General features: G+C 60.3%; 24 protein-coding genes. 21 read left to right on the forward strand and 3 right to left on the reverse strand.

What is annotated here, in order from left to right; translation table 11 throughout:
• Window positions 1-343: 343 nt before the first annotated feature.
• The gene (locus MPAL_RS00550) at window positions 344-2,110 is read right to left on the reverse strand and encodes a right-handed parallel beta-helix repeat-containing protein (protein ID WP_158303593.1); all 1,767 of its coding nucleotides are present in this window, start codon (window positions 2,108-2,110) and stop codon (window positions 344-346) included.
• A gap of 202 nt (window positions 2,111-2,312) precedes the next feature.
• On the opposite strand from MPAL_RS00550, the gene MPAL_RS00555 reads away from it, so the two are divergent.
• Genes MPAL_RS00555 through MPAL_RS16050 form a run of 6 tightly spaced genes read left to right on the forward strand, consistent with a single transcriptional unit; the run spans window position 2,313 to window position 6,589 of the window.
• Window positions 2,313-3,287: a radical SAM protein gene (locus MPAL_RS00555; RefSeq protein ID WP_048145507.1), complete on the forward strand. Its 975-nt coding sequence runs from the start codon at window positions 2,313-2,315 to the stop codon at window positions 3,285-3,287.
• Window positions 3,284-4,054, forward strand: a complete 771-nt coding sequence (gene uppS / locus MPAL_RS00560; protein WP_012616819.1) for a polyprenyl diphosphate synthase — start codon at window positions 3,284-3,286, stop codon at window positions 4,052-4,054. The genes MPAL_RS00555 and uppS overlap by 4 nt, the downstream gene beginning before the upstream one ends.
• Before the next feature lie 49 nt (window positions 4,055-4,103).
• Window positions 4,104-5,498 carry a zinc ribbon domain-containing protein gene (locus MPAL_RS00565; RefSeq protein ID WP_012616820.1) on the forward strand — a complete coding sequence of 465 codons (1,395 nt, stop codon included), beginning with the start codon at window positions 4,104-4,106 and terminating at the stop codon, window positions 5,496-5,498.
• Between the two features lie 47 nt (window positions 5,499-5,545).
• Complete coding sequence (locus MPAL_RS00570) at window positions 5,546-6,310, forward strand: hypothetical protein (RefSeq protein ID WP_148208085.1); 765 nt, start codon at window positions 5,546-5,548, stop codon at window positions 6,308-6,310.
• Between the two features lie 11 nt (window positions 6,311-6,321).
• Window positions 6,322-6,459 (forward strand): hypothetical protein, encoded by a 138-nt coding sequence (locus MPAL_RS16045; RefSeq protein WP_158303594.1) that lies wholly within the window; start codon window positions 6,322-6,324, stop codon window positions 6,457-6,459.
• Entirely contained in the window at window positions 6,452-6,589 is a 138-nt protein-coding gene (locus tag MPAL_RS16050; protein WP_012616822.1) for a hypothetical protein, read from the forward strand. Before MPAL_RS16045 ends, MPAL_RS16050 begins: the two co-directional genes overlap by 8 nt.
• Window positions 6,590-6,596: 7 nt before the next feature.
• On the opposite strand, the gene MPAL_RS00575 is transcribed toward MPAL_RS16050, so the two are convergent.
• The gene (locus tag MPAL_RS00575) at window positions 6,597-7,187 is read right to left on the reverse strand and encodes an undecaprenyl diphosphate synthase family protein (protein WP_012616823.1); all 591 of its coding nucleotides are present in this window, start codon (window positions 7,185-7,187) and stop codon (window positions 6,597-6,599) included.
• Complete coding sequence (polX, locus tag MPAL_RS00580; protein ID WP_012616824.1) at window positions 7,184-8,872, reverse strand: DNA polymerase/3'-5' exonuclease PolX; 1,689 nt, start codon at window positions 8,870-8,872, stop codon at window positions 7,184-7,186. Before polX ends, MPAL_RS00575 begins: the two co-directional genes overlap by 4 nt.
• A 100-nt stretch (window positions 8,873-8,972) precedes the next feature.
• Here polX and MPAL_RS00585 point away from each other — a divergent pair, with 100 nt between their 5' ends.
• The 15 genes from MPAL_RS00585 to cas10d all read left to right on the forward strand — a co-directional run bounded on the left by MPAL_RS00585 (window position 8,973) and on the right by cas10d (window position 26,799).
• Window positions 8,973-9,602 (forward strand): metal-dependent transcriptional regulator, encoded by a 630-nt coding sequence (locus MPAL_RS00585; RefSeq protein WP_012616825.1) that lies wholly within the window; start codon window positions 8,973-8,975, stop codon window positions 9,600-9,602.
• Window positions 9,599-11,458, forward strand: a complete 1,860-nt coding sequence (gene feoB, locus MPAL_RS00590) for a ferrous iron transport protein B (RefSeq protein ID WP_012616826.1) — start codon at window positions 9,599-9,601, stop codon at window positions 11,456-11,458. Before MPAL_RS00585 ends, feoB begins: the two co-directional genes overlap by 4 nt.
• A 13-nt stretch (window positions 11,459-11,471) precedes the next feature.
• Window positions 11,472-12,185, forward strand: a complete 714-nt coding sequence (locus MPAL_RS00595) for an RAD55 family ATPase (protein ID WP_012616827.1) — start codon at window positions 11,472-11,474, stop codon at window positions 12,183-12,185.
• Window positions 12,186-12,941, forward strand: a complete 756-nt coding sequence (gene dph5, locus MPAL_RS00600; protein WP_012616828.1) for a diphthine synthase — start codon at window positions 12,186-12,188, stop codon at window positions 12,939-12,941. It begins immediately after the preceding gene.
• Window positions 12,938-13,501 carry a DUF357 domain-containing protein gene (locus tag MPAL_RS14030; RefSeq protein ID WP_012616829.1) on the forward strand — a complete coding sequence of 188 codons (564 nt, stop codon included), beginning with the start codon at window positions 12,938-12,940 and terminating at the stop codon, window positions 13,499-13,501. The genes dph5 and MPAL_RS14030 overlap by 4 nt, the downstream gene beginning before the upstream one ends.
• 67 nt (window positions 13,502-13,568) lie before the next feature.
• Window positions 13,569-14,918: a mannose-1-phosphate guanylyltransferase/mannose-6-phosphate isomerase gene (locus MPAL_RS00610; RefSeq protein WP_048144967.1), complete on the forward strand. Its 1,350-nt coding sequence runs from the start codon at window positions 13,569-13,571 to the stop codon at window positions 14,916-14,918.
• Between the two features lie 152 nt (window positions 14,919-15,070).
• Window positions 15,071-17,521 carry a heavy metal translocating P-type ATPase gene (locus MPAL_RS00615; protein WP_012616831.1) on the forward strand — a complete coding sequence of 817 codons (2,451 nt, stop codon included), beginning with the start codon at window positions 15,071-15,073 and terminating at the stop codon, window positions 17,519-17,521.
• A 265-nt stretch (window positions 17,522-17,786) separates the two neighbouring features.
• Window positions 17,787-18,911, forward strand: coding sequence for a hypothetical protein (locus MPAL_RS00620; protein ID WP_012616832.1), 1,125 nt, complete (start codon window positions 17,787-17,789; stop codon window positions 18,909-18,911).
• Between the two features lie 78 nt (window positions 18,912-18,989).
• On the forward strand, window positions 18,990-19,847 hold the full coding sequence (locus tag MPAL_RS00625) for a hypothetical protein (RefSeq protein WP_012616833.1): 858 nt from the start codon (window positions 18,990-18,992) through the stop codon (window positions 19,845-19,847).
• 246 nt (window positions 19,848-20,093) lie between these two features.
• On the forward strand, window positions 20,094-21,074 hold the full coding sequence (locus MPAL_RS00630; RefSeq protein WP_148208086.1) for a hypothetical protein: 981 nt from the start codon (window positions 20,094-20,096) through the stop codon (window positions 21,072-21,074).
• Window positions 21,075-21,511: 437 nt separating this feature from the next.
• Window positions 21,512-21,691, forward strand: a complete 180-nt coding sequence (locus MPAL_RS16055) for a hypothetical protein (RefSeq protein ID WP_158303595.1) — start codon at window positions 21,512-21,514, stop codon at window positions 21,689-21,691.
• Between the two features lie 35 nt (window positions 21,692-21,726).
• Complete coding sequence (locus MPAL_RS00635; RefSeq protein WP_048144971.1) at window positions 21,727-22,209, forward strand: hypothetical protein; 483 nt, start codon at window positions 21,727-21,729, stop codon at window positions 22,207-22,209.
• Complete coding sequence (locus MPAL_RS14035; protein WP_012616836.1) at window positions 22,206-22,655, forward strand: tetratricopeptide repeat protein; 450 nt, start codon at window positions 22,206-22,208, stop codon at window positions 22,653-22,655. The genes MPAL_RS00635 and MPAL_RS14035 overlap by 4 nt, the downstream gene beginning before the upstream one ends.
• Window positions 22,656-22,739: 84 nt before the next feature.
• Complete coding sequence (gene cas6, locus MPAL_RS00645) at window positions 22,740-23,597, forward strand: CRISPR system precrRNA processing endoribonuclease RAMP protein Cas6 (RefSeq protein ID WP_012616837.1); 858 nt, start codon at window positions 22,740-22,742, stop codon at window positions 23,595-23,597.
• The gene (gene cas10d, locus MPAL_RS00650; RefSeq protein ID WP_048144973.1) at window positions 23,587-26,799 is read left to right on the forward strand and encodes a type I-D CRISPR-associated protein Cas10d/Csc3; all 3,213 of its coding nucleotides are present in this window, start codon (window positions 23,587-23,589) and stop codon (window positions 26,797-26,799) included. The genes cas6 and cas10d overlap by 11 nt, the downstream gene beginning before the upstream one ends.

Below are 26,799 nucleotides of genomic sequence, written 5' to 3' on the forward strand. Positions count from 1 at the left end.
CGACCCGGTTGCTCTGGTCCCGGTGCGATTACCCGGACCAGGTCGACAACAGGAGGGTATAGAGCAGAATGAATCTGGTGAACAACACCCCTGGGTTCCTTGCGGTATCAGGAGCGTATCATCAAAAAATGGGGGTATCGATAAAGGAGGTTATCATGCGATGTACACCCCGAGCTCACTAGGTGCTGGTAGACTCTTCATCCCCAGTCACTGCTCAGTGTTGGTGAAACAGGTATATTGTTCTTCCTGCGTAATACCGTGAGATCCAGCAATATTCTGTCGACCTGAAGACGGTGGGGTTCTCCCCACCTCGAAGAAAACCCGTCAGCATCCTCCGCGCCCTTCAGGGGGTTAACGTATACCGGTTTCCATCCCCTTCCTTTGTGATCGGCGAGAGGGATCCTCCGCCCGTGGTGGTGATCTCAAAGGTCGAGTGGGTCACCGGCTTCTGGTATGTCTCCTCGTCCCGGTACCACCCGAGCATCGCGAGCGTCCCCCGGGCTCCACCCGGTGAGACCTGCGTGAACCCGTTGAGGGTCAGGTCGTCCGTCGACGAAGCCCAGAGCGACCAGATCCTCGGGTGGTCGGCAGTGCAGTTCGAGAGCGTGATCCCTGACGACGACTTGATCACCAGCCAGCCGTACGTGGACTGCTCGTCCTGACATCGATCGAAGGTCAGGTTCGAACCACTCTGCACAAAGTAGCCGGCGTTCCGGTTGTGAACCGCCCGGCAGTTGGTCAGCACCGTATTCTTGTGCACGTAATACCCGGCCATGAAATAATGGGCCGGGTTGGTGTTCCGGTAGCCGTTGTTCTCTGAAAGACAGTTCTGGAGAACGACCCCGACGGTCCTGGTCGCCGGCCCGATCTCCTTGCCGCTGTCGTCGACCCGTTCGCCGGGCTCGAAGTGGAATCCCGACTCCCAGTTGTTGTCGGCGATGCAGTTGAGCACCTGGCAGTCGACCAGATCGTTCATCTCCTGCAGGTCGAAACCAGTGGTCCACTCAGACCGGGAGTTGCCGGCCTCGCCATAGCCGCAGAGGGCCGCATAGCAGAAGACGAACCGGGTGTTCTGGATCGCGTGCGGCACCCGGTCGGTGAAGTCCTGGTTCATGTTGAACCCGTGGGTGGTGCAGTCGTAGGCCGTGCAGTTGTAGAATTCGATATCCGAGAGGTCCTGATGATCGGCCCAGACGAAGAACATCCCGTTCCCTGCCGACCGGTACCGGACCCCGTCGGTGCCGAGGGAGGTCGCGTAGACGTCCTGCACCCGGACATGGCTGGCCGAGATCATGATGAACCCCTGCGCTGCCGTGCTGAATCCGCGGAGGGTCACATACGGTGCCGATACTTCGATCGGCTGGTAACCGTCGGTGCTGTTCTTCACCTCGATGATCGTCTGGAAGGTCCCGGCCCCGGCCAGGGTCGTATGGGTCGGGATGACGATCCGTCCTGAACAGTGGAAGGTTCCGTCCATCAACTGCACCGAGGCACCGGTAGCCAGTGCCCGGTTGATCACCACCTGGTCGTCGGTGCCGGTGCATCGGAACTGGGCTTTCGAGGGATCGGCCGAGTTCGCGGCCGCCACCGTCACCATCCCCGGGGTGACGGTATCGAACCCGGGCGACGGGGTGGGTGAGGCCGGCCAGGTATAACTGTGCGCTGGCGCCTGCACCCCCTGTACCTGAGCGTTCGATTGGGTGGGGAACGCCATCGACCAGGGGGCGCCGGCGGTGGTCAGCACGAAGTCCTCGGCGTAGACCGACTGGATGATCGTCCTGTGCGAGTCGGCGGTCACCAGCGAGACCCCCTGCACCGGCGAAGTGGCGGGGATGATCATCATCGACCCCGGTGCGAAGATCCCGTTCTGTAACGGCGGGGAGTAGGTGACATTCTTCGTCTCGTCGACCCCATCGACGAGCACCAGGAACGAACTGTTCGAGAGGGACGCCCCTCCGCTGTGGTAGAGGTGGATCGAACTGGCGTCATACCCGGCTGTCAGGTTCAACGACGGCGTGGCAGGAGCAGGTGTCAGGGCCATGAGGCCGATGCCGGCCAGGACAGCCAGCAGCGCCATCACGGCCACGGCGACGAGGAATGCCTTTGCCATGGGGGGGAGTTCGCCTGCTGCTCTCCGCAGATCGGCGAGTATTTCGGGGATCGAAGGGGTCATGGTGCTTCAATTGCCCGAGAAACCCCGGACACGTATGTATCTGTTGATGGGCAGGGAATAAGAGGTTTCCTCGCCGGTCACAATGCATATCCTGATAATCCTCCATCTCCTTGATTATACAAGTGGTGATGATAGTCAGATGCTGAGCCAGGGCTGTGTCCTCTGTATGGAAGGGGCGAAGATGGTCCTGTTTGTGACAGGTGAGTGTGGCCGGTCCTGCTGGTACTGTCCCCTCTCTGCAGAGCGGAAAGGGACGGACCAGGTCTATGCCAATGAGCGGCCGGTCAGCAGCGATGACCAGGTGATCGCCGAGGCAGTGATGATGAGCGCCCTCGGCACCGGGGTGACCGGCGGCGAACCGCTGCTGGTCCTCGACCGGGTGGTCAGGTATACCTCCCTCTTAAAGGAGGCTTTCGGCCCGGAGCACCAGATCCACCTGTACACAGGAGTTGCTCCGACCGAGTCGGACCTGCAGGCGATGCAGGGGCTCGTCGATGAAATAAGGCTTCATCCCCCGCAGGAGTGCTGGAAGGAGATCCTCTCCACCCCGTTTCTGCGATCGGCGGTCAGGGCGAAGGAACTCGGGTTTGCGATCGGTGTCGAGGTGCCGGCGCTGCCGGGTCTCGAGAACCTGGCGGCTCTGCTGCCGTACCTTGACTTCATGAACATCAATGAACTTGAATGGGGCGAGACCAACGCCACCGGGATGCGGGACCGCGGCTTCGAACTCGAGGACGATGTTCACAACGCGATCCTCGGGTCGGGGGAATGGGCTGCCGCCATCTGTGACGATGAGAAGGTCCACTGGTGTTCGTCGTCATTCAAGGACTCGGTGCAGCTGCGGGAACGGCTGAAACGGATCGCCGTCAACACGGCCAGGGATATCGACGAGGTGACGCCGGACGGCACCATCATCTATGGGGTCTGCGAGCCGAACGGTGACCCGAATCGGGTCGAATCCTGCCTGGAGGAAGGGACCTATCTCTGGTGCGAGGACCACTTCGAGGTGATCTGGTGGATGCTCGCCGAGCTGGCCCCGACCATCGACGGAAGGTGTTCGATCGTCGAGCGGTACCCCAACAGGGGCATGATCGTCGAGGTGACGCCGCTGTGAAGATCCGGTCACTGATCGACCCGATCTATGAACGGTATCTGAGACTGCAATGCCGGAACATGCCCCGGCATATCGCCATCATTCAGGATGGCAACCGCCGGTTTGCCCGAAAGATTGGGGTCGACACCGCGGTCGGTCACCGGGCCGGTGCCGATATCACCGAACAGATGCTCGAGTGGGCCGGTGACCTGGGGGTGCAGCACATCACCCTCTACTCCTTCTCAACCGAGAACTTTCACCGGGATGCCTCAGAGGTGCAGGAACTCTTCGACCTCTTCCGCGAGAAGTTCCTCTCGATGGTCAAGAACGAACGGGTCCACCGGCGGCATATAAGAGTGCAGATGGTCGGGGACCGGACCCTGCTGCCATCAGACCTGCTCGCTGCGATCGAGCAGGCCGAGGCCTCGACCGCCGGGTACCATGATTTCTTTCTGAACATTGCCATCGCCTATGGGGGGAGGAACGAGATCGTCCAGGCCGCAAAGCGGATCCTCGCCGAGGTGAAGGATGGCACGCTCGCCCCTGAGGCGATCACCCCGGCGATGGTGGAGAACCATCTCTATGAAGGGAACCCTCTCCCGCCGGTGGATCTGATCATCCGGACCGGCAACGAGTACCGGACCTCGAACTTTCTCCCCTGGCTGGCCAATGGAAATGAGTGTGCGGTCTACTTCTGCGCACCCTACTGGCCGCTCTTCCGAAAGATCGATCTCCTGCGGGCGATCCGGGTTTACCAGCAGCGGAACGAACCAATGGGTACGGCATGAAGGACAGAACAGCGTTCTTTATCTGGGTGTGGGGAGATATCAGTAGCTTATGATGTACTGCCATAACTGTGGTGCGCGGATCGCCGGCAGTGAGGACAAGTACTGTACGACCTGTGGGGCACGGCTGCATGCCTCCCCGGCAACCGAGACACCGGTAGCGCCTCCTGTCTCTTCCCAGGTCTCCGAGCCGGCGGTTACGGCCAGGGACGGGTTCTCTGGCGGTCTGCGTTCCCGGGCGGAAGGGACTGACGAGGTGAGGCCGGCTCCGGTGGCGAGACCGCCGGTGATCGCAGTGGATGAACACCCTCTCCAGCCGCTTTCGCCTCCCGACCGCCCGGTTCTCCCGCTCGACGACCTCCGGACACGTCAGGTTTCAGCAGAGGACCTCCGTCCTTCGTCCCGGTCTCCTCAGCCCAGACCCCTGCCCGTGGATGAGCAGCGGCAACGGCTCACTGAGGAGGAGGCACGGCGGAACGCCCGCCATCTCGAACAGGCCCGGCGAAGTACCCCGGTCAAACCCGATCCCCCGAAGCCACGCCTCCGCGAGGCGAAGGGCTGGGTCCCCTGGCCTGAAACAATTCCAGAACAGGAGAAGGAGAAAGTACAGGAGTCCCCGGTTGAGAGGCTGAACCGGATGGTTCCCGGTGCCCTCCAGCAGAAGGATCCTGAGGTCGCACCTGAAAAGATCGACAGGGAGCAGCCGGTGATCGAGCGTCATCAGGATCCCGCGGTTGAACGGCGCCCACCGGTCGCACCGCCGATTTCCCCGGTCAGAGCAACGACCTTGGAGCCTTCGCCGGAGTCGGTGGTGCCGGATGATGATCCGATCATCCCCTGGGTCACTCCCCTTCCGATCAGCATCCCTGAACCGGTGAAGAAGGTGCCCCTGTACGAGGTTCCACAGCGCCCGCCGGTTCCGCCCAGACACCCCACCCGCCCCAGAAAAGGAAAATACCGGGGTTCCAGCCTCTTTGAAGGGGACGGTCGGGGGATCAAACCCTCCTGGATCCTTGCTATCGCCGGGATGATCGTGCTGACCCTGGTGATCTTCACGATCTTTCCGGTGCAGAACTCTGCCGACCAGCAGGGGAATCACCTGAAGATCAATCCGCTGACCGGGGGCATCGTCAACTCCACGCCAAGCCAGACCACCACTGTCAGTGCTGACAGCACCGATCTGCAGGTCACGATCAACTACAAGGGGGCCTGGTCAGGAAAGATCGTATCGAGCGGTTCGATCTATCGTGAGATCCCGATCAGCGGCGTTGGAATCAAGGTGATCCCGGTGAACCAGCAGACCGGGACGGTGAGCGTTCAGGCCCAGAAGAAGGATGATTCGCGGGAGTCGCTGGATGTCAAGATCAGCCGGGGGACGGCCGTCCTTAAGGAGGGTTCGACCGTCGATCCCTCCGGCAGTCTGACCGTCTCTGCCTCGCTCAGTTGAACGATCGGCCAGAGATCCCCTCCATTTTTTTATAGAATCCCGATCAGGTGGTACCTATAGTGCTGGAGGAGTCACTGCTCTTTATTGATGATGTCGAAGCGGACCAGTTCATCAGGTTCATGAAAAGCAAGGACTGCCGTACACAGAAGAGGCGTGAGGGGCACGTGGTTGAAGATATCCTGATGAGAGGGTCTGTTGGCAATCTGATCGCAATGCTTGAAGAGATGATCGCGGCAGATCCAGAATCATACGGTGAATCAACAGAGAATGATAAACTCCTGTTGTTCCAGACACTCATGGAACCGATAGAAGAAGAGATGACCAGCGAAGTCATGATTCCTCTGATGCTGGCTGAGACAAGACTGGCCAGGGATTACATCGCAGATGTGAATACCCGGTTCAACGAGGGAGATGTCTTCGCGACATCAGAATTCTCCATTGGTGCCGAACTGGACAGACCCTCCCTGGAACGGATGGTTGAGGGAAAGTCCAGAGATGAACAGATATCATCTCTGGGTGAGCTATTATTTTTGGCACTTCACCTGAAGATCATGAAACAGAATAACCTGATACAGGAGGGTCCAGATGGAGTTATTCTGCGGCAGAAGATGAACCCTGATGACGTGTCGATCGAATACAGGGTGACCGATCTCGCGCGAATCGACATCGAGGTGCAGAACGCTCATCACCTGTCCCTGGTCAAAAGGGTCAGTTTCACTTCCAAAACCCGGGTCCTCATCGATCCCTCTCTCTACTGTATCTGTTCTGATGATGAGCTTCTGGACGCCATCGCCCCCCTCTCATCAACATAGACAGAGTCAGTTTGGAGCACCTGCTCTTCAACTTCTATTACAAGGGCATCGTCGTCGATCAGATCCTCGATCTGATCGCCGATAAAGGGAAGCACCCTGTCAGCGATCCCCGAACAGATAGGGCCTCTGGTCCTGGAGGTGATGAATGATACCTCTGAGAATCAGTTCAAACCCATCGCCCAAATCATCCCTGAGTTTGTGACAGGTCTTGTTGCAGATCTCCGAAAGGTCGGGGTGATCAGGGGGAATGATACAAAGATCCAGTTATCGGGAACCTGAAAGATGATCAGGCCCCGAACCGACGCACCCTGGACTGATAGTCCCGGAGAGCCCGGAGAAAGTCGACCTTTCTGAGGAACTTCCAGTTCACATCTGAGAAGAAGAGTTCAGAGTAGACCGACTGCCAGATCAGAAAATCGGTCAGGTGATCCCCGCCAGTCTTGATCATCAGGTCGGGGGTGTAATGGAAGGTCAGGTAACGTTCAAATACCGATTCGTCCACGGCCTCGGGGGCGATATGCTCCTCAGCCATCGCCCGGATGCAGGCAGTGATCTCCTCTCTGCCGCTCTTCCCGACCGCGACCGTCACCGCGATCCCCTTTCCGCTCTGCTCTTCATGCACCCCGCAGTGGAGGGTCAGTGCTGCGATCGAACTGATCCTCCGGATCGCCGGCAGCAGGGGATCCATCGATGAGGGATCCTTTGTCGAGATATGGAAGATCACCCCTTTGATCCCCATCTCAACAGACCAGGTCACACAGTCATAGAGTTTGTCCGGGGCCTCGCGGAGATCCTTCTCATCGACCATGATGCAGATCTGCTCGGGAAGGACCGTGATCTGCCGGGCCAGGTGCCGGGCGTAGAGCCAGTAGATCATGCGGCCCACTCCAGCACCGACGAAAGGTCTCTGGTGTTCAGCAGGTCTGCCGGCCGGCACCATCCGCGGCGGGCCATCAAAAGCCCGTAGGACATGTTCTCCAGTTCAGAACGCGCATGCGCATCGCTGCCGAGAGAGATGACGATCCCCCCATCACGGGCTTCTCTGACTGCGGTGTCGTCCATGTCCAACCTGAATGGGGAAGCATTGATCTCCAGGGCGGTCCGGTGGAGAGCGGCGGCCTCGATCACCCGGTGCAGGTCGACCGCGTACGGATCCCGCTGCCCGAGTACCCGCCCGGTCGGATGGCCGATGATATCCACATGTTCGTTCTCGATCGCACCGATGATCCGCCGGGTTATCTGGTCTTCCTCCTGATGAAACCCGGAATGGATCGAGGCTACCACCAGGTCCAGGTCCTGCAGTGTCCGGTCGGGGAGGCCGAGCGACCCGTTGGAGAGGATGTCCACCTCGATCCCGGCCAGCACCTGGCAGGATGAAGTGCGGTTCACCATCTCGATCTCGTGTTGCTGATCTCTAACCTCTGCAGCAGAGAGACCGTGAGCGATCCCCAGTGAGGCCGAGTGGTCAGAACAGATGATGTACTGATACCCCCGTTCCTCTCCGGCGGTGGCCAGCTCAGCAATCGTCATCGAGCCGTCAGACCAGCGGGAGTGAACATGCAGATCTCCCTGGAGGTCGTCCGCCATCACGAGGGTGGGCAGCGTGTGTTCCCGGGCTGCCTCCACCTCGCCCCGGTCCTCCCTGAGTTCCGGCGGAACGGGATCCATTCCGAGCATCGAGAAGATCTCCTCCTCGGTCGCCGCCGTTCTGTGTGCACCGGTCGTCCGCTCCTCGACCCCGTACTCGTTCAGCCGCCAACCGGCAGAGAGTGCGATCTCGCGGAGTTTGATGTTGAAGTCCTTCGACCCGGTCAGGTAGAGGAGCATCGGGCCGCACTGGTCCGGGGTACAGAACCTGACATCGACCCGCTGCCCCATGACCCGGATCGAGGTTCGCTTTTCACCCTGATCGATCACCTCGTCTGCCAGGGAGACCAGCCGCGAGTTCACCTCGGCCGGCGCTTCGGTGGAGACGATGTCGATATCCCCGATCGTGGCCCTCCCTCGCCGATACGATCCTGCGATCGTGTAGGTCCCTTCAACCAGCAGAGCCGTCACCTCTCTGAGCACAGCCTCTGCAGCAACTCTGGTCATCCGCCCGGTCGACCGCCGGTGGCGTGCGATCGCCTTCACCAGTTCCTCCTCCTTCTTCGCCCCGAACCCCTTCAGGGTGCTGACCTGGTGGGCCAGGGCGGCCTTCTCCAGGTCTTCGATCGTCGAGATCCCGAGTTCATGCCAGAGCCGGTGGACGGTCTTCGGCCCCACCTGATCCAGTTCGAGGAGGGCGATCACCGAAGCCGGGATCGACTGCTGCAGGTCCTGAAGCAGGCTGCTCTCTTCGCCGGCGCAGAGTTCCCTGATCTGGGCCGCGGTGTGCGGCCCGATCCCCGGGACCGCCAGCACCTGTTCGGGCGCCATGCTACAGACCGGCTCCCCAAGCCCTTCGATCGCCATGGCAGCCCGTTGGAATGCCCTGACCCGGAACGGGTCCTCTCCTCTGATCTCAAGCAGCTGGCTGATGAACCGGATCGTATCGGCCGCCTGCCTGTTGGTACACCCCATATATAACTTACGTAATCGGTTTTCTTTCCATAAGAGTATTCCCGGCAGGCTGAACCGACAACCAAATCCATAACCGTCCGGGAGACGTAACCTCTTGTACATGGAGAGGAGCTGCGAAGAGGACCTGCTTGAGGCGGTGCTCTGTCTTGGGGCCGGGGATGGTGCAGCCCTTGGTCCGCTGGCTTCCCGCCTCCACCTCACCCCCCAACGACTGCTCCCGTTGATTGATGATGCGGTCAGGGCCGGCACCCTGACCCGGTCGGAGGGTCTGATCGGCCTGACCGAAGAGGGACGGGAGATCGCTGTTCGGATCGATCGCCGGCACCGGACCCTGCAGTGTTTCCTGACCGAGATGCTCGGCATGGATCCCTCTTCGGCATCGGACGAGGCCTGCCAGATCGAGCATCAGATCTCGGACGAGACGATCTCCCGCCTCGGCACCTACATGGCCCGTCCGGGTGGAAATCCGGAATGCCCGAGGCGCTGCAGCAGCCGGAAACCCGCGGTCAGGACGCTGCAGTCCTTTGACGAGGGGACGGTTCTCCGGGTCAGCACGATCCGGCAGTGGGGTCATTACACCCGGCTGCTCGATCTCGGGATCCTTCCGGGCGAGGAGATCAGTATCCGGAGGAAACTGAGTAATGGGGCCGTCGTAGTCAGGGTGAAGGGGTGTGACATCGCCCTCAGCCCGGAGATTGCCACCTCGATATCGGTGGAGCGGGTAACATGAAAGCAGCCCTGATCGGGAACCCCGGGGTCGGCAAGTCGCTGATCTTCATGCAGTTGACCGGGCTCGGGGTCGAGGTCGGGAACATGCCCGGTTCGTCGATAGAACTGATGTCCGGCACGGTCTGCGTGGACCGGGACCAGAAGGAGTGGCTCGACCTCGTCGACATGCCTGGCCTCTACTCGCTCGATGGGCAGGGGGAGAAGGAGGTTCTGGTCAGGCGTGTGCTTGAGGAGCCTGAGGTCGACGCCCTGATCGTGGTGCTGGACGCCACCCGGTTCGAACGGAACCTGTACCTGCTGCTGCAGATCGCTGAGTACCGGATTCCGATGATCGTCGTTGTGAACCTGACCGACGAGGCGATCAAGGAGGGGGTCTCAATCGACACCGACGCCCTCGCCACCCTCCTCGGCGTCCCGGTGATTGGAGCCGCCGCTGCTCTCGGAACCGGGATCGACCAGATCGTCCCGGCCGTGATGAAGTCGGCGAAGGTATCGACGATCGAGGTCCCCTATGACCACCAGGTCGAGGCGGCCCTCCGTTCGTTCCAGAAGACGATGGGGATCGGACGGCGGGTGGGGCTGCAGGCGATGCAGGGGATCAGCCCGGACCCTGAGATGCTCGAGGTGACCGCGATGGTCGTAGAGGAGATCGAGAACCGGCACCGGATGTCGGTGAACCAGATCATCGCGACCAACCGGCACAACTATGCTCATTCGCTCTCTGGACGGGTTCTCTCCACCGGGACCCATCACCGCCGGTTCGACCTGGACCGACTTCTTACCCGACAGTTCCCGGGGATCCCGATCCTGGTCGGGGTGATCCTCTCGATGCTGTTGATCGTCTTTGCGATCGGCGCCCGCCTCGAGGATCTGATCGTCTGGGGGTTTACGACATACCTGATGACCCCGATCCAGGGTCTCGTCCTCCCGCCCCTTGTTGCACAACTGGCCTACTCGGTGGTGCTCGCCCTCGAATCGGGGTTCGGGATCGCCTTTCCGTACATCTTCACCTTCTATATCCTCCTCTCGATCCTCGAGGACTCGGGGTACATGACCCGGGCCGCTTTCCTCGCCGACCGTGCGATGCACCGGCTCGGGATGCACGGTGAGGCGATCATCCCGCTGGTACTCGGGTTCGGCTGCAATGTCCCGGCCGTGATGGGGACAAGGCTCCTCTCCTCGCGCAGAGAACGGGTCATCGCGGCCTTTCTGATCACGATGGTCCCCTGCTCTGCACGCACCGTCGTCATTTCTGGTATCGTCGCCAAGTTCGTCGGGGTTCTACCGGCGCTGAGCATCTACCTGATCGTGCTGGTGCTGATCCTGCTCACCGGGGTGATCCTCTCCCGGGTCACCCCCGGGCCGCAGTACGGGATGATCCTGGAGATGACCCCCCTTCGCCGGCCCAAGGCCGGGATGGTGCTCCGGAAGTCCTGGCTTCGGATACAGGAGTTCCTGGTGATCGCGATGCCGCTGCTGCTCATATCCTCGGTGATCCTCGGGCTTCTCGGGTTCTACGGGGTGATCGCTATGTTCCAGCAGGCCGCCATCCCGATCTCCGAAGGGCTGCTCGGTCTCCCGAGCTACGCATCGACGGCGCTTCTCTTCGGGATCCTCCGGAAGGAGATGGCCTTTGAGACCCTGACGGTGCTGGCCGGGACCGCCGACCTGATCACCGTGATGACAAAACTGCAGCTCTATATCTTCGCCCTGGTCTCCACCCTCTTTGTCCCCTGCATCTCCACCATCGCGGTGCTGAACCGGGAACTCGGGGCGAAGGTGGCCGGGCTGATCACCGTCTATACGGTGCTGCTCGGCCTCGGGATCGGAGCACTTATACACCTGCTGATGGCATGATTCAGTACTCGATATGTACACGTTCCAGACTGGCATCCCCCTGATCGATGAAGTGGCCGGCGGTCTCCCCCAGGGATCGAATCTGCTGATCCTCGGTCCCCCCCTGACAGAGTTGGCCAGGATTGGGTACCTGCTCGCCTGTCCGCGGCCGGGCGATTATACGCTGCTGGTCACCACCGATGACGATTACCTGGAGGCCCTGACCACGTTCCGCTCGCTTGGGGCAGAGCGGGCCGCGATCGGACTGATCGACACGGTCACCCGGATCTCCAACCCGAACATCGCTGAGGCCGACAAGCTGAAGTTCACGGCCAGCCCGACCGATCTGACCTCGCTCGGGATCAAGTTTGGGAAGATGGTCGAGGCGATCTTCGCCGGGCAGTTCCCCGATTATGACGAAGGTCTCTTTCCACCCCCGGTCAGGGTGATGCTCAACTCGATCTCGACGCTGTTGATGTACCGGAAGCTCGAGGAGACCTACCAGTTCCTGCATATGCTGACGACCAGGGTGAAGAAGATGGAGGGACTTGGACTCTATACGCTCACCTCGACCTCCTTCGATGAGCGGACTATCTCGGTGATCACACAGTTGATGACTCATACGCTCGAAGTGAAACGGGAGGATGATACGATGTCGATGCGTATAGTTGGACGAGGAATCAGGCAGAGCGCCTGGATCCAGTACCGGTACCAGGATGAAGCGATCACCTTCCCAGGGGGGGACTGAATGCTCACCTTTGTGGGGCTTGGGCTCTATGACGCCGGCGACATCTCGGTGAAGGGGCTGGAGGCTGTCAGAGCAAGCGATGCGGTTTTTCTGGAGTATTACACCTCCCGGCTGATGGGGACGACGATCGAGGATCTGGTCAGGGCCTATGGGAAGGAGGTGATCGTCCTCGCCCGGGCCGATGTCGAGCAGCACCCCGAGCCGATCCTGGACGCCGCCGCAGCCGGCGACGTGGTGGTGCTGACCGGCGGGGATCCGATGGTCTCGACCACCCATATGGACCTCCGGCTTCGGGCCGCCGCCCGCGGGATCCCGACCGGGATCATCCATGGCGCCTCGATCCAGACCGCGGTCTGTGGGTTGACCGGGCTGCAGAACTACCGGTTCGGCAAGTCCTGCTCGGTCCCGTTCCCACAGAAGAACTGGTTCCCTCTGACCCCGTACGAGGTGGTCCGGCAGAACCTGGCTGCCGACCTCCACACGCTCGTCTACCTGGATATCCAGCAGGACCGGTACATGCGGGTCGGGGAGGCGATCGACCTGCTCGAGGAGATGGCTGTCCGGGTGGGCGGTTCCATCACCACCTATATCGGTGTCGCACGGGCGGGATCGGTCAGTCCGGTGGTTCGGGCGGGGACAGCCGATCATCTGCGCGGAATCGACTTCGGTGGGCCACTGCATGTGCTGATCGTGCCGGCCACCCTCCACCCGGTCGAGCAGGAGTACCTCGAGGTCTTCGCCGGGCTATCGGTATGAGGATCGCCGACGGGCTCGCTGCCCTTGGTGTCGGCCTCGAAGGGGCAGTTCCCTCCGCCCCTGAGAAGACCCCGCTCTGCTCTCTCGGTGGGGAGGTGATCGAGATGGCCCGGTCGTACAGGGAGGATGGTCTCTCCTTTTTTATACTGGGGGATCAGGTGAACGCCCTCGCCTCTGCTGCCTACGGGGCCGGCTGGCTGGACGCCGGCGGGACGCTCGGGCTGGTCAGGGGAGGAGGGCCGGTCGGGCTGCTGTTGATGGAGGGGCCGGTCGGCCCCGATCAACAGGAGCGGCTGGAGGAGAAGGCCGGGCGGTACATCCGGATGCTGGACGAGGCCCTCGGCTCGGTCGAGGTCGCCCCCGACCCCGGCTCTTCGCTCTTTCCGGTGGCGCACAGGATCGAAGCGGTCGCCACCCTCTTCTTTCGCGAGGCAATGCTCCGGCAGGGATCGTTTGAAGAGAGCCTGAGTTGCTCGAGTTACGGCTATGGCTGGCTGGACTGCGGGGCCCGGGGCGGCCTCTTCCGGGTGGTTGCGGCCAGACACCTCTTCACGCTCTGATCTGGGATACACTTCGAAAGGCCGGGATCACAGAGGGCTTATGCCCGTGTACCACCAATACTCTCTCATGAAATGTATCATCCTTGCAGGGGGTTCAGGGACCCGGCTCTGGCCGCTATCAAGGGTTCAGTTCCCCAAACAGTTCTTGAAGATCGGTGACCACTCGCTCTTTCAGGCCACCTGGCTGCGAGCCCGGAAGCTGGCGTCCGCCGACGAGATCTATGTGGTGACCAACGAGGCCCACCAGTACCTGGTCAACAACCAGCTCGAGGAGGTCGGGGCCACCCTCGACCCTGCTCATCTGCTCAGGGAGCCCTGCGGCAGGAACACGCTGCCGGCGATCGCCTGGGCGATGGCGACGATCCGGGCCGAATGCGGTGATGCCATCGCCGTGGTCTTCCCGAGCGATCACCATCTGGATGAGGCGGCCCTGCAGGAGATCGAGGCGGCCGTTCCGCTGGCCGAGGACCACCTGGTCACCTTCGGGGTGAAGCCGGACTGTCCGCACACCGGGTACGGGTATATCCGCCCCGGCGCCCCGCTGGTCTGCGGGTCGGCGGTCGACTCCTTCAAGGAGAAGCCCGATAAGGAGACCGCTGAGGGTTACTGCCAGGCCGGTTACCTCTGGAACTCGGGGATGTTCCTCCTCCGAACGACGATCTTCTTCGAGGAGCTTGAACGGTATCAGCCGGCGATGGCCGCGGCCTTCGCCGCCGGGGTGCCGGAGGAGTACGCTGCCCTCCAGAACCTCTCGATCGATTACGGGCTGCTTGAGGTCTCCGAGCGGGTCGCCGTGGTCCCGCTGGACTGCGCCTGGTCGGACATGGGGGACTTCAAGGCTCTGTATGATCATGCAGCCCACGACCCGAAAGGGAATGCAGGGAAGGCCGAGTACATCGATGCGACCGGTAACTATGTGCATGCGAAGGGGAAGGCGATCGGCCTGATCGGCGTGAACAACCTGGCGGTCGTCGACACCGGGGATGCGCTGCTCGTCTGCGCCAAGGATCAGACCGACAAGGTCCGGGACCTGGTGGCCCGGTTCAAGGGGCAGCAGAACGCGATCACCGAGCATCACCTCGAGGAGCATCGTCCCTGGGGATCTTATAAGGTCCTTGAGACCGGGCCGTTCTACAAGATCAAGCGGGTCACGGTCAGCCCGGGCAAGTGGCTCTCGCTTCAGCTCCACTGCCACCGGTCCGAGCACTGGATCGTCGTCAGCGGGATGGCCGAGGTGCATCTGAACGGTGACACCCAATTCCTCTGCCAGGGGCAGTCCACCTTCGTCACCACCGGCTCTCGACACCGGCTCGGCAACCCGGGCCGGATTCCGCTTGAGGTGATCGAGGTGCAGATCGGCGAGTACCTGGAAGAGGATGATATCGTCCGGTTCGAGGACAAGTACGGTCGGGCCTAGGCAGACAGAACAATTTGCAGTTCGTTCAGGATAGGACCAGTCTCTGACTCCTGTGAGTCAAAGATCGGTATCGGTCCGGAATGGTGCGTTCAATACGATATCCGGTGCAGAAATGCACACTTTTTTTAGGGCTGCGGCCGATAGGCATTCGTATGGAGGAGACAGAGAAGGCCGAGCTGCAGATCAGCGGGATCCACTGCGCCACCTGTGCGGTCACCATCGAGGAGGCGCTGGCCGCGGTGCCGGGGGTCGAGAAGGCCGAGGTGAACATCGCGACCAACACCGCGACCGTCCACTACGATCAGGGGAAGACCGGCCTTGCCGCCCTCGAAGGGGCGGTGACTGACGCCGGGTACGAGGTCGTCCGTGCCGAGGCGGTGATCCGAATCGGCGGGATGATGTGTGCGGTCTGCGTCCAGACGATCGAGGCAGCCCTTTTGGATCTGCCGGGGGTCTCCACGGCGACGGTGAACCTGGCCAGCGAGAAGGCCTATGTCACCTATAACCCCTCCCTCACCTCGGTTGCGGTGATGCGGGAGGCGATCGAGGGGGCCGGGTATACGTTCCTCGGCCTCGACAGGGAGGTGACCGACGAGGCGGTGGATGCTGCCCTCAAAAAGGACCTCTGGGACAAGGTGAAGCGGTTCTCGGTCGGGTTTGTGGTGGCCGGCATCCTGATGGCCATCATGTTCCTCTTCCCGATGCTTCCGTACATGGGGCTCGTGATGCTGGTGATCAGTCTGCCGGCATTCGTCTATGTCACCGCCCCGATCTTCTCTGCGGCCGCGACGGCGCTGAAGCACGGCGCGCTGACGATGGACGTGATGTACGCGATGGGCACCGGGGTGGCGATGGGCGCCTCGATCCTCGGCACCTTCTCGATCGTGCTGACCCCCGAGTTCATGTTCTACGACACCGCCCTGATGCTCGGTGCGTTCCTGATGCTCGGCAGGTTCCTGGAAGGACGGGCGAAGGGAGCGACCTCGCAGGCGATCCGGGCGCTCATCGCCCTCCAGCCGGAGACGGCGACGGTGGTCCGGGAGGACGGGCCGGCCGAGATCCTCCTCTCCGAGGTGGTCGTCGGGGATCTGTTGATGGTCCGCCCAGGTGGGAGGGTCCCGGTGGATGGCACGGTCACCGAGGGGGAGAGCAGTGTCGACGAATCGATGATCACCGGCGAGCCGATCCCAGTCCATAAACTCCCCGGGGATCAGGTGGTCGGCGGGACTCTCAACGCTACTGGTGCGCTGACCTTCCGTGCCGAGAAGGTCGGGAGCGAGACGATGCTGGCCAGGATCGTCCAGATGGTCAGCGAGGCGCAGGGCTCGAAGCCGCCGGTGCAGCAGATCGCAGATCGTGTGGTCGCCTGGTTCATCCCGGCCGTGCTGGCTGTTGCGGTCCTTGCGTTCCTGGTCTGGTTTCTCCTCCTCCACGCCCCGCTGGTCTTCGCCCTCTCGACGCTGATCGCGGTGCTGGTGGTGGCCTGCCCCTGTGCGCTTGGACTGGCCACGCCGACGGCGGTGACGGTCGGTCTCGGTCGCGGGGCGGCGATCGGAGTGCTGGTCAGGAACGGGGACGCGCTCGAGGCCGCCGAGAAGGTGACGACCGTCGTCTTCGATAAAACCGGAACACTGACGGTCGGGCGTCCGGAGGTGACTGCGGTCATCGCCACGGCTGGCGACGCGGCCAGGGAGAGCCTCCTCGCCATGGCGGCTGCCGTCGAACTCAACTCGCAGCACCCGCTTGCTGGCGCTGTTATCAGGGCGGCCGAGAAGGCCGGTGCCCCCCTCCCCAAATCTACGGGGTTCACCTCGTCGAGTGGTCGCGGTGCGTCGGCCCTGATCGACGGGAGGACGGTGCTGGTCGGGAGCGGTGGATATCTGGACGAACTGGGGGTAGAGGCAGACCTGGCCCTGGTTGCTCAGGCGGCTTCGCATCAGCAGGCCGGTGAGACGGTCGTGATGGTTGCCGTCGACGGACAGATGGCCGGATTGATTGCGATCGCGGACGTGCTGAAGCCATCCGCCCCGCCAGCCGTCGCTGCCCTGAAGAAGTCCGGCCGGAGGGTCGTGATGCTGACCGGGGACGCCCGGGTCACGGCCGAGGCGGTGGCCGGGAGGGCCGGAATAGATCTGGTGATCGCCGGGGTGCTCCCCGACCAGAAGGCCGCCGAGGTGAAGCGGCTGCAGCAGCAGGGGGAGGTGGTCGCGTTCGTTGGAGATGGGATCAACGACGCTCCGGCCCTGGCGCAGGCTGATGTCGGGATCGCGATCGGCAGCGGGACCGATGTCGCCGTCGAGACCGGGTCGATCGTGCTGATGCATGAGGATCTCCTGGGTGTCGTGGCCGCCCTCCAGCTCTCGGCGAAGGTGATGCAGCGGATCCGGCAGAACATCTTCTGGGCATTCGCCTACAACGGGCTGTTGATCCCGCTCGCCGCCGGCGTGCTGTACCCGTTCACCGGGTTTCTGATGCGCCCCGAGTACGGCGCCCTGGCGATGGCCCTCTCCTCGGTGACGGTCATCTCGCTCTCGCTGCTGCTCCGTACCTACACCCCGCCGGCTGTCCGGCAGAGAGGGACTGGATCAGCACTCAGCGCCTGAGATCATCCCCTCTCTTTAATGCGCGGCACATGTCAGGGGCTGCGCGCTGAGTAAATAACCGTTATTGGCCCCTGTTTCACCGAAAGGCGTGCTTGTTCGCGCCGGCTTCCGGTCCTATGGCCGAGATAAAATCTATAGTTGTTCCTGGAAATCTATAAATGTACGGCGGGATTTGACCCCCGCATATAAACCATGCCCGCAATCTTTCGATCAGATGGGTGAATCCAGTCACAATCCTTTTAAAACCTGCTATCAGAGTATTGTTATGAAGTTTGGCAAGCATCTCATAGTGCTCTTACTCCTCTCGCTCTTCTGCATTGCATCAGCAAGCGCAGTAGGGACTGGCACCTTCTCGATCTCCAATGTCGGGAACGTATCAGTCGGAGAGACAGGCGTAGCAACAGTCTCTGTAAACAACAACTGGAACCCCAACTTTGGGGACACGTATGTCTACGTCACGTTCGATCCAACTGCGATCGAGTTCGTCAGCTCGACCATCAAGGTCCCGAGCAACACCACCGATGTAACACTTGTCGGGAGCGGCAAGGTTCAGATCTCCCTGGGAGACTTCAAGCACGGATACCCGGCCGGCAGCTACCCACTCGCTGAGCTCACCTTCAAGCAGCTCAAGAGCGGGATCAACCCCATGACCGTCACCATCGACCATGTCCGGTACTGGTCCTCTGACCTGACGACCTTCACCGACATCACCGATTCGGCATCTGCAGTCAGCGGCGTCTTCTCCACCGGAGCAGTCGCAGCCTCGGTCATCCCCGGCATGAACAATACCACCGCGTTCCTTGCAGCCAATGGGACTGCAGTCGGTTACGTCATCCCGAACCTGACCAACGTGACGGTGACTCCGACGTATACGATCGTGAACATCACAAACGTCACCACTCTTGTTACCGTCAACCCGAACGTGACCTATGTGATCCCAACACCGTATTCCCAGAGCAACTATGCAGGCAGCGATGACTATACCGGTGTCGGCGCAAAGAACGCGACCGCAACCCAGACACCTGCCGTCAACGTCACCCTCAATGCAACCGCCAACAAGACAGTAATCAACGCAACTGCCAACAAGACAGCACTCAATGCAACTGCCAACGCAACTGCACTCAATGCAACCATCAACAAGACTGTGCTCAACGCAACTGCCAACGCATCTGCGCTCAATGCAACAGTCAATGCATCTGCAATCAACGCGACCATCACCACGACTGCGAACGCAACCAACGTGACCGTTCAGAAGACGATCGTCTCCAATGCGAGCACCTCAGCACCTAACGCGACTGCAACCCAGAAGTCCGGAATGGCCGGTGGCCTCCTCTCTCTGGTTGCGCTCGGTGGTGTTGGTCTGCTGCTGATTGCACGCAGAAACAACTGATCCAATCGATACTACCCCATTCTTTTTTCTGCTCAACAGTTCCAGTCTGTATTGTATATCCATGATCATGTGGGGGAGATGGTGAGTATCAGAGAAGTTGCCGCACGGAAGAGTCGACACCTGGTGAGAAACCGGGAGTGGGTGCAGGGTGAGCAGCTGATCGCGGTGGTCTGTAAGGATCAGGCACTCACGATTGGATCTCAGGTCCTGCTTGCAGCCAAGAACGGGGATCGGGTGATCGTCTATGACCTGACGTCGACCGATGAGACGGCCAGGATCGCTGCTGAGGCTGGTGCAGAGGTGATCATCTGCACCAGTCCCGGGGAGGCGCTGGTCAGGGCCTCGAATGAGGCGGCCTCAGCCGGTGCTGGAGTGATCGTGGTGCTTGCAGGGCTGCTCTATCTCTTCCCTGAACAGGGGCTCGCGGTTTTGAGCACAGCCATGTCCAGCAAAGGGGCCGACTGTGCGATGGTCGAAGGGCCGGCGCCTGCCCAGATCGAGGGATGGCGTGCGCTGATCCTCCTCTCTGCAGCCGCAGCCGCAGTGATCGGCTCCAGCGCCCCGCAACCGACCGCCCTGGCGGTCAGCAAACTGGTGGAACGGGCCGGTCTGAATGTATATCTGCACCATTCCGACGAGCAGGCGATAGGATCGTCCCGGATACCGCGGTCTGAGAAGCTGATCAAAGTCAAAATGCTCGCCCGGGACCTGCTCTTCTTCGCGCATCCAGTCCCTTCATACCTGCTCTATGGAACGGTGATGCTGGTTGTCGGCCTCCTCTCCCTCTCTGCCGGCCGGTTCCTCTTCACCCTCCCCGGCTCTGTCGGCCTGGCCCTGCTCGGCGCCGGCCTTTTCGTCGCAGCACTTGGGCTTGTGCTGCTGACTGCGGCCCTGCTGATCAACTCGCTGGTCATGATCCCCCGGGAGTGCCGCTGACCGGCGGTGCATTCTTTTTTTATCTGGGCATTATTAGCCTGTAAACACCCGGAAACCACCCCTCTGCTTTAAAACAGGGACTTTCTGCAGGTCTTTCAAAAACTAAAAACACCGGATGTCTGATTGAGAAAATGTATATAATCTCAGGACTTATGGAAATGGATGATTGGATCAGCGATCGACTGGGCCAAAGACTGTGTCGATATTATTCTACAACGGCGCTTCCGCGCATATCTGAGGGAGGAGATGCCCAGACTCCTGCCGCTGACCACCCACTATCAGGAATTTCTGGAGAGCGACCCGTCCCTCCGGCAGTCGCGCTTCGACCACACCCTCCGGCCATCAAAGGCGCTTAAAATTTTTGCTGACCTCCGGGACCGGCTGGTCGCCACCGGGGTCACTGTCACCGACACCGCCATCGACCTGGACGACTTCGCCCGGTGGCTGAAGGAGTTCTCCGGGCTCGAACGGTTCTACCGGACGTTTGGGGATATGCACATCGAGAAGTGCCTGGAGCATTACCTGGTCTACCGTGAGCTCCACCTGACCAAGGAGGACGTCTACATCGACATCGCCTCTGCGAAGAGCCGGTGGGCGCCGATCCTGCGCAGGCAGGGGATGAAGGCCTACCGCCTGGATCTGATCCACAAGAAAGGGATCCATGGGATGGACATCGGGGCCAACGTCGTCGAGACCGGCCTCCCCGATGGTTTCGCCTCGGCCCTCTCGACGCAGTGTGCGTTCGAGCTCTTCTATGGGGATACCGACAAACAGTTCATCAAGGAGGCCGACCGGATCCTCAACGATCACGGACGATGTGCGATCCTCCCTCTCTACCTGGACGAGACCTACTTTGTGCTCCACAGTCCCTACACCCTCCCGCCGGTTCAGGAGATCGATGATGACGCCACGAGGATCTGGCGGGATGACACCTTCCAGGCTTCCTACACCCGTCACTACTCCCCTGAGGCTTTTGCCCGGCATGTCCTCTCGGTGGTCCCCCCGACCCTCTCGGCGCGGGTCGTCTCCATTAACAACCTCGGGGAACTGATGGAGCGATATCCTGGCGAGCGGATCTACTGTTCGTTCATGCTGGTCCTGGAACGAAAGGCGGTCCAGCCGATGAAGAAGGCCATACCTGTGGCGACTGCAGAGTCCAGGAAGCAGCCTGTCGGGCACTCGCCCCGCACCGAGCAGCCGATCGCTGCGAAGACCTCCTGGAAGTGAATCACTTCCATTTTATCGTATCGATCGTTGAGTAGCCGCTCTTTTACGTTGCAGCCTGATCTCTCCTGATCCGGTATTTCTTCTAGACTTCTCCGGGTTGTTGTTGCAGGTGAACAGGTCGAAGAAGGTTATCATCGCCTCTGGAGATCTTCCAGCCGAAGACCAGTGCAGCCCTGAACCATGCCGGCGATCAGGCATCTGCCTGTTTTTGATCCTGAAATAGGACGGATCTCATCGCTCTCCTGTGAAACGGCACACTTTTTTTCGTGTATTTGCTGCCATATCTGGGCAGAAATGCCCTCAGATCAGATCCTTAGAGAAAATTATATCTCCTCTTCTGACCATATACTATACACTGAACCTCTACCGTTTGCATCGAGACAGATGATGCGACGGTCTTCTCTGGAAACCGGAGAGATCGTCACGGCAGGTGGTGAATGGAGACTTGCATCCAACCAGGGACTGTGGTTCTGGCCCGTCAGCGGCATGACGGCAACCGACCCTCTCTCTCTGCGAACTCCAAGGACGCCGAAACGACTGGAAAAATTGCCGAGGTAAGACCTCCGGCTGTCAATCGGATCAGCATTGCCCCTTCGGCGGCATTGCTCCTTGGATAGGATAAATGGAAACCATCAGGTGGATAAAAACACGGGTGTATCGGAGATTAAAGGTACTGTTTCACGAGTTTCTTGACGAGGAACTGGAGACACTCCTCCCGATCACCCTCCATTATCAGAGATGTGTTGAGAGCGCTCCGGGGGACCGGCAGTCGCAGTATGACCGCACTCTTCCCCCCGCGGCACTCCTGCCGCTCTTTGGATCATTGAAGGACAGGCTTGGCGGAGCCGGGATCCCGGTTGGAGAGTTGAGTATCGACCTCGCCGATTTTGAAGCCTGGCGCCGATCGATCCCTGGTCTCGAAGACACCTATTTCCTGCTCCAGAGTCCCTACGTCCTGCCGCCACCAGCGACGGTCGAATTGGAGGCAACGGAGGTCTGGCGGGACGACCGCTCCCGGGCGCTGTACTCACGCCACAGCTCGCTCAAGGCCTTCTCTCAGGATCTCTCCTGCTTCTCTGTCCTTCATGCGATGAAGGGGGCAGATCAGTCCCTGGCTATGGGGGGAGGACGATGAGAATTGCAGGTGGAGCAATCATTTGCCTGGTGATTACAGGGCTGTTGCTCGTCTCTCCGGCTGTGGCGGCCGAGACCGCACAGGACTACTTTGATCAGGGGATCGTCTTCGACGACCGCGGCCAGCACGAGAGAGCTCTTGAGGCCTACGAGCAGGGGCTCACGATCGAACCCACCAATGCACACCTCTGGGGGGCCAAAGGGAGGACGCTGCTGATCCTGGGACGATATCAGGAGTCAGCAGATGCGTACAACCGGTCGGTACGCCTGGACCCCTCACAGGAGTACGCCCGCAAAGGGGAACAGGACGCGCTCGACAAGATCAGCGGAGTATCAAACGCCACGCCGGAGCGAACGACGACACCAGCCGCCGGATTTCCCTGGTGGATTGCCATCCTTCTCATCACTGGAGCGGCAGCGATCGCGGCCCGCGGCCGGAGGCGCTGAGGAGGAATCTTATGATAATTCAGTGGGAATGCCTCTCTGTCGATTCTGATACCGGGGGTGTGGGCCTTCTGCCAGGAGATGAAGATGCGCAGGCTTGATCTCATACTCGTGGCAGACGAGCCCTTTGAGATCCCTCTTCATGAAGGGTATCAACTCTACTCAGCCCTCCTGGGACTCATGAAGGGATCGTCTCCGAACGTCAGTCAGCGGGTTCATGACTCGCCCATCTCATCCTTCTCGCTTGGAGGATTCAAAGGTCCCTTTCAACAGACTGACAGCGCGAACCGCAAACGTGTGATTCCCAACCAACCCTACCACCTCCGGATCGGCATTACAGACCCGCGCGACGAAGAGATCCTTCATCATCTGGCAATGCCGTTCATCCTGGGACACAGGGTGCTTTCTCTCGACCAGGGCGATTTCAATGTCGTGCATATCGAAGATCAGAGCGTCTCGATCGACGACTGGGTGCATCAGAATCGGAATTATACCCGACCCCTGCTCGAGTTCAACTTTGAAACCGTGACCTGCATCCAGTACCGGAACAGCACGGTAACTGAGATGTATCCGAATCGAATCGCAGTCTTCAACTCCATCCTCTCAAAGTGGAATCGAGTTTTCCCCAACGAGAATCGACTGGATGCCAGCCGTGATGACTTCGGCAGATATCTGGTGGAACGGCCGAACTTCTTCAACCTCGCCACCTACAGCGTACTGACGAACACAGTCACAGATCAGAAAAAAAGGCTAAATAAACCCATATTTAAGCAGGGCTTCGTCGGTCCGTGCCGGTATTCCTTCACCACAAACACCCCAGAGTGGTTCAGAACCACCATTCTCCTCCTCTCCCGCTTTGCCGAGTATTCAGGCGTCGGTTCGGGTGTGGCCCGGGGATATGGACAGGTGAAGGTCACGGTCCAGGGTGGTGCCAATGAGGAGTGACGGGAGTACCTCCATGCAGGAGCAGGTGGAGACACTCCAGAGGACAACCGGGCGTAGGATCCCCTCGTACCGAGCGTTGACGGATTATTTCACGATGGTCGACCTGGCGATTGCTGCTTCCCCGTACGCTCTTCTCCCTGCGAAGAACGTGGAATTCGGGAGAGTCGATCAACCGATGCTGAATCACATCCGCAACGGTGTCTGTGCTATGGTCGAACTGAACGAAGTACTTCTTACCCTCAAATCCTCTGCAGCCCTCTCTGAGGCCGGGGTGCGAGAGGCGGTCGCCCTCTTTGCGGTCCATAATCTCCACCAGTGCATCGATCGGGACCGGAAGGAGCAGACCAATACCCCGGCTGCGTTTGTAGAGACGATCGCGGATGAGTTCGGGCTCGCTGCGTATGCTCCCACCCTGACCCCTGCAGATTATCGAGCCGTCTCTGTCGCGCTCCAAAGCGCTCGAGGCGATCCTGCCGGGATGTCGCGAAAGGGTGCTGACCTTCTCCGATGGCTCAAATTCGCGGAGACCCTGGCCGGCCAGATGAGTTCCTCGGTCACCACCTCGATGCGCACGGCGCTTGAGGCGATAGATCCCGGACTGGCCTTCTCGTATCACCGGTTCCAGGAGCCGATCGGGATCCTCACGAACCTGGTGCACACGGGAGTGTCTGCATGGATGGGGCAGAAGGGGGTATATCCCCTCCTCGTCTTCGAGACCGGCGTGCTTTACATCGGCCCCCATGATGTCGAGCCCGGTGCCCTGGACTTGGAGGCGGTGATGCAGATCTATCGCGAGTTCGAGCATGTGCTCAACTCCTGCCATGCTGCAATCTCTGATCCCAGGGAATTCTCCAGGAGTATCTCCGTTCAGGGTACCAAGGGACTCTACTCGGCGGAAGATGCCTCCTTCTTCTACTCGGGGATTCCGACGGTGATCAAGGGGTTCATGGCCGCGGCTGTACTGCGGGAAGAGGCGAAGAACAGGACGATCGAGATCGATCTGGTGGAACCCTCCCTCCTTGTCAAGAAAGCGAACCTCGAGATGCAGCATCCGCCGGCAACGGTCATCGACATCCTCAGAGCCTTCGTCACCAGGGTTGTGATCGACGGCCAGGCCAGAGAACCTGGCGACATCCGGATCGTGTGTCGACCGCACTCTGTGGATCAGAAGAAGTACGTGCTCCTTCCCGAATCGGTGCTGATCGATGGCCGTCCTGTCGAGGGAACGCAGTTCTCGATCGAAGGTACCGGTCTCCTGCCAAGCCAGGTGGGATATCGGCATCACCTCAAGGAGGACTTTGGGATCGATATCGGATGGGAGGCCGGCGTCATCTCCTATGCCCGGGCTGTCGCAGGGCTGCGAAGAGCGATCATCGTTCCGCTTGCAGCGGTCGGAGCGCTCTCCACGACCGACCCGGTCCTCGAGACCTGCCGGCTCTTCCAGATCGACGAGGATCTGGCCAGGCGTATGGCGGAGTACGCTCGCGACCACCGGGGCAACGACCATCATACCGTCGGGGGGTACTGGAACTACGGGTACGCCATAGCCCGTGCCCTGCTGGATCATGAGGTTAACGGCGTTCGTTTCAGGGACCTGACGCCCGACCGGAAGATTGAGTATCTGGAATCCCTGACCGATGCATTTCTCTCGGGGATCTCGACAGAAGCACTGGACTCCTTCAGGTCAAAACTTCTCTATCCCTACCAGGAGAAACTCCTCGTCTGGTTCTCTGAGAACCTGAACCTGAACGGTTCGATAGCCTATGGGATCTTCGAGAATAAGATCTCGAAATTCGGTGCGTACTGCCGTGGCAGGGGGATCTGCCGACTGACCGGGGACGCTCCCTTCGACAATGAGGAGAAGGTTCCCTCGAGGGATGCCTCCATGCTCGGCTTCTCGTTCTCGAACAGGGGTTTGATCGGGGGAGCCGAGCCTAAACTCTCCGTATCAGTGCCGGTCGAGGTCGAACTGGGTCTGCGCGAGATCGGCCACCAGATCAGGAAAGGATCGGACAAACTCTACTTTCGGCTGATCCCGGACTCCTTTCACACGCCCCTCATGACGCGGATCCTCTCGGACCTGCTCAGCCGGTTTAATACGGGGGCTCTGACGAATGTCCGGGCCCTGGCCCTGCGGGTGCTGGACGGTACTGCGCTCGACCCCGCTGCACTGGCACAGGAGTTCTTCGCTGAGAGCGGCGGCCGGTCTCTCTTCAGGTATACGGCCACCGGATTCACTGGCTGCAATTCCACCCTTTACGCAACGTACGATCTGGTCTTCAAGAAGGTGAAAGAGAACGAGACCGAGTTCTGGTTCTTCGGTGCGTACCTGGGTATGCTGCTCGCGGCCGCCACAGGGTGCCGGGTGGTGGTGGGTGACAACCCGATCTGCATGACGAGCGGCAACCAGTTCTGCGGGATGGTCCATCTCGAGGCGCTTCCTGCTGCGGTCAAGCATCTCTTTGGGGATACCATTCGGCTCTCCACGCTCCCTCTTGTTCTCAGGAGAGCTTCGCTCCTCGTGGTGCTCGGGTATGAGTACAGACCATATAACAGAATCGAGGATAGGTACTTTTCGAAACATCTGCAGACGATTCGAAATCGGGCTTGTCCCGGGAGTACCCTTCTCAAGCAACTCTGGAGGATGAATTCGCGGAAGGATGCGAAGAAGAGGGTGCAGAGCCGGCCGACCCTGCTCCTCGAGTGGGCACTCGAACTTGATTGGATCGCAGGTGATCAGATGACAATCCAGACACTTCATGAACTGGCTCTTCTTGGGATGGACGTTGCCGTCCCGAAGGGATATGAACCGTATAAACTCGAACACCTCTTCCGGGAGGCGGTCAGGGCCATCCTCACACGGGGAACTCAGCAGTATCAACGCGAAGACTACGTCGACGCGGTGATGGGCCGATTGTTGAAGATGATGAAGCGGGCCGGGGAGCATCAGTTCTACGGTCTCAATGGACAATCTCATTCAGAATCGACATTGAGGTTTGCCGAGGCCTTCGTCGACCATGTCTTCTACGGGCTCTTCGATGGCAATCCAGGAAAGTTGAAACGGGCAGAGAACGACCTCGCCGACGGGTATTATGCGGCCACGCTTCAACTGCGCAATCAGATGTACGCCGGGAAGAAGACGGGCCTGTCGGTCGAATCATCCAACGCGGGGAACCAGACCGCATCTGAGGGTGGATATTGA

Origin of the sequence: Methanosphaerula palustris E1-9c, from assembly GCF_000021965.1 — an archaeon.
GTDB lineage: Archaea > Halobacteriota > Methanomicrobia > Methanomicrobiales > Methanospirillaceae > Methanosphaerula > Methanosphaerula palustris.

Excerpts from the sequence above, each read along its gene's own strand:
- feoB (WP_012616826.1), top strand. The coding sequence starts at position 9,599 with ATGAAAGCAGCCCTGATCGGGAACCCCGGGGTCGGCAAGTCGCTGATC.
- MPAL_RS00610 (WP_048144967.1), top strand. The coding sequence starts at position 13,569 with ATGAAATGTATCATCCTTGCAGGGGGTTCAGGGACCCGGCTCTGGCCG.
- MPAL_RS00555 (WP_048145507.1), top strand. The coding sequence starts at position 2,313 with ATGCTGAGCCAGGGCTGTGTCCTCTGTATGGAAGGGGCGAAGATGGTC.
- MPAL_RS00630 (WP_148208086.1), top strand. The coding sequence starts at position 20,094 with ATGCCCAGACTCCTGCCGCTGACCACCCACTATCAGGAATTTCTGGAG.
- MPAL_RS00565 (WP_012616820.1), top strand. The coding sequence starts at position 4,104 with ATGATGTACTGCCATAACTGTGGTGCGCGGATCGCCGGCAGTGAGGAC.
- cas10d (WP_048144973.1), top strand. The coding sequence starts at position 23,587 with ATGAGGAGTGACGGGAGTACCTCCATGCAGGAGCAGGTGGAGACACTC.
- dph5 (WP_012616828.1), top strand. The coding sequence starts at position 12,186 with ATGCTCACCTTTGTGGGGCTTGGGCTCTATGACGCCGGCGACATCTCG.
- MPAL_RS14035 (WP_012616836.1), top strand. The coding sequence starts at position 22,206 with ATGAGAATTGCAGGTGGAGCAATCATTTGCCTGGTGATTACAGGGCTG.
- MPAL_RS00575 (WP_012616823.1), bottom strand. The coding sequence starts at position 7,187 with ATGATCTACTGGCTCTACGCCCGGCACCTGGCCCGGCAGATCACGGTC.
- MPAL_RS00620 (WP_012616832.1), top strand. The coding sequence starts at position 17,787 with ATGAAGTTTGGCAAGCATCTCATAGTGCTCTTACTCCTCTCGCTCTTC.
- cas6 (WP_012616837.1), top strand. The coding sequence starts at position 22,740 with ATGCGCAGGCTTGATCTCATACTCGTGGCAGACGAGCCCTTTGAGATC.
- MPAL_RS00625 (WP_012616833.1), top strand. The coding sequence starts at position 18,990 with ATGGTGAGTATCAGAGAAGTTGCCGCACGGAAGAGTCGACACCTGGTG.
- MPAL_RS16055 (WP_158303595.1), top strand. The coding sequence starts at position 21,512 with ATGGAGACTTGCATCCAACCAGGGACTGTGGTTCTGGCCCGTCAGCGG.
- MPAL_RS16050 (WP_012616822.1), top strand. The coding sequence starts at position 6,452 with ATGAATGATACCTCTGAGAATCAGTTCAAACCCATCGCCCAAATCATC.
- MPAL_RS00595 (WP_012616827.1), top strand. The coding sequence starts at position 11,472 with ATGTACACGTTCCAGACTGGCATCCCCCTGATCGATGAAGTGGCCGGC.
- MPAL_RS00615 (WP_012616831.1), top strand. The coding sequence starts at position 15,071 with ATGGAGGAGACAGAGAAGGCCGAGCTGCAGATCAGCGGGATCCACTGC.
- MPAL_RS00550 (WP_158303593.1), bottom strand. The coding sequence starts at position 2,110 with ATGGCAAAGGCATTCCTCGTCGCCGTGGCCGTGATGGCGCTGCTGGCT.
- MPAL_RS14030 (WP_012616829.1), top strand. The coding sequence starts at position 12,938 with ATGAGGATCGCCGACGGGCTCGCTGCCCTTGGTGTCGGCCTCGAAGGG.
- polX (WP_012616824.1), bottom strand. The coding sequence starts at position 8,872 with ATGGGGTGTACCAACAGGCAGGCGGCCGATACGATCCGGTTCATCAGC.
- MPAL_RS00585 (WP_012616825.1), top strand. The coding sequence starts at position 8,973 with ATGGAGAGGAGCTGCGAAGAGGACCTGCTTGAGGCGGTGCTCTGTCTT.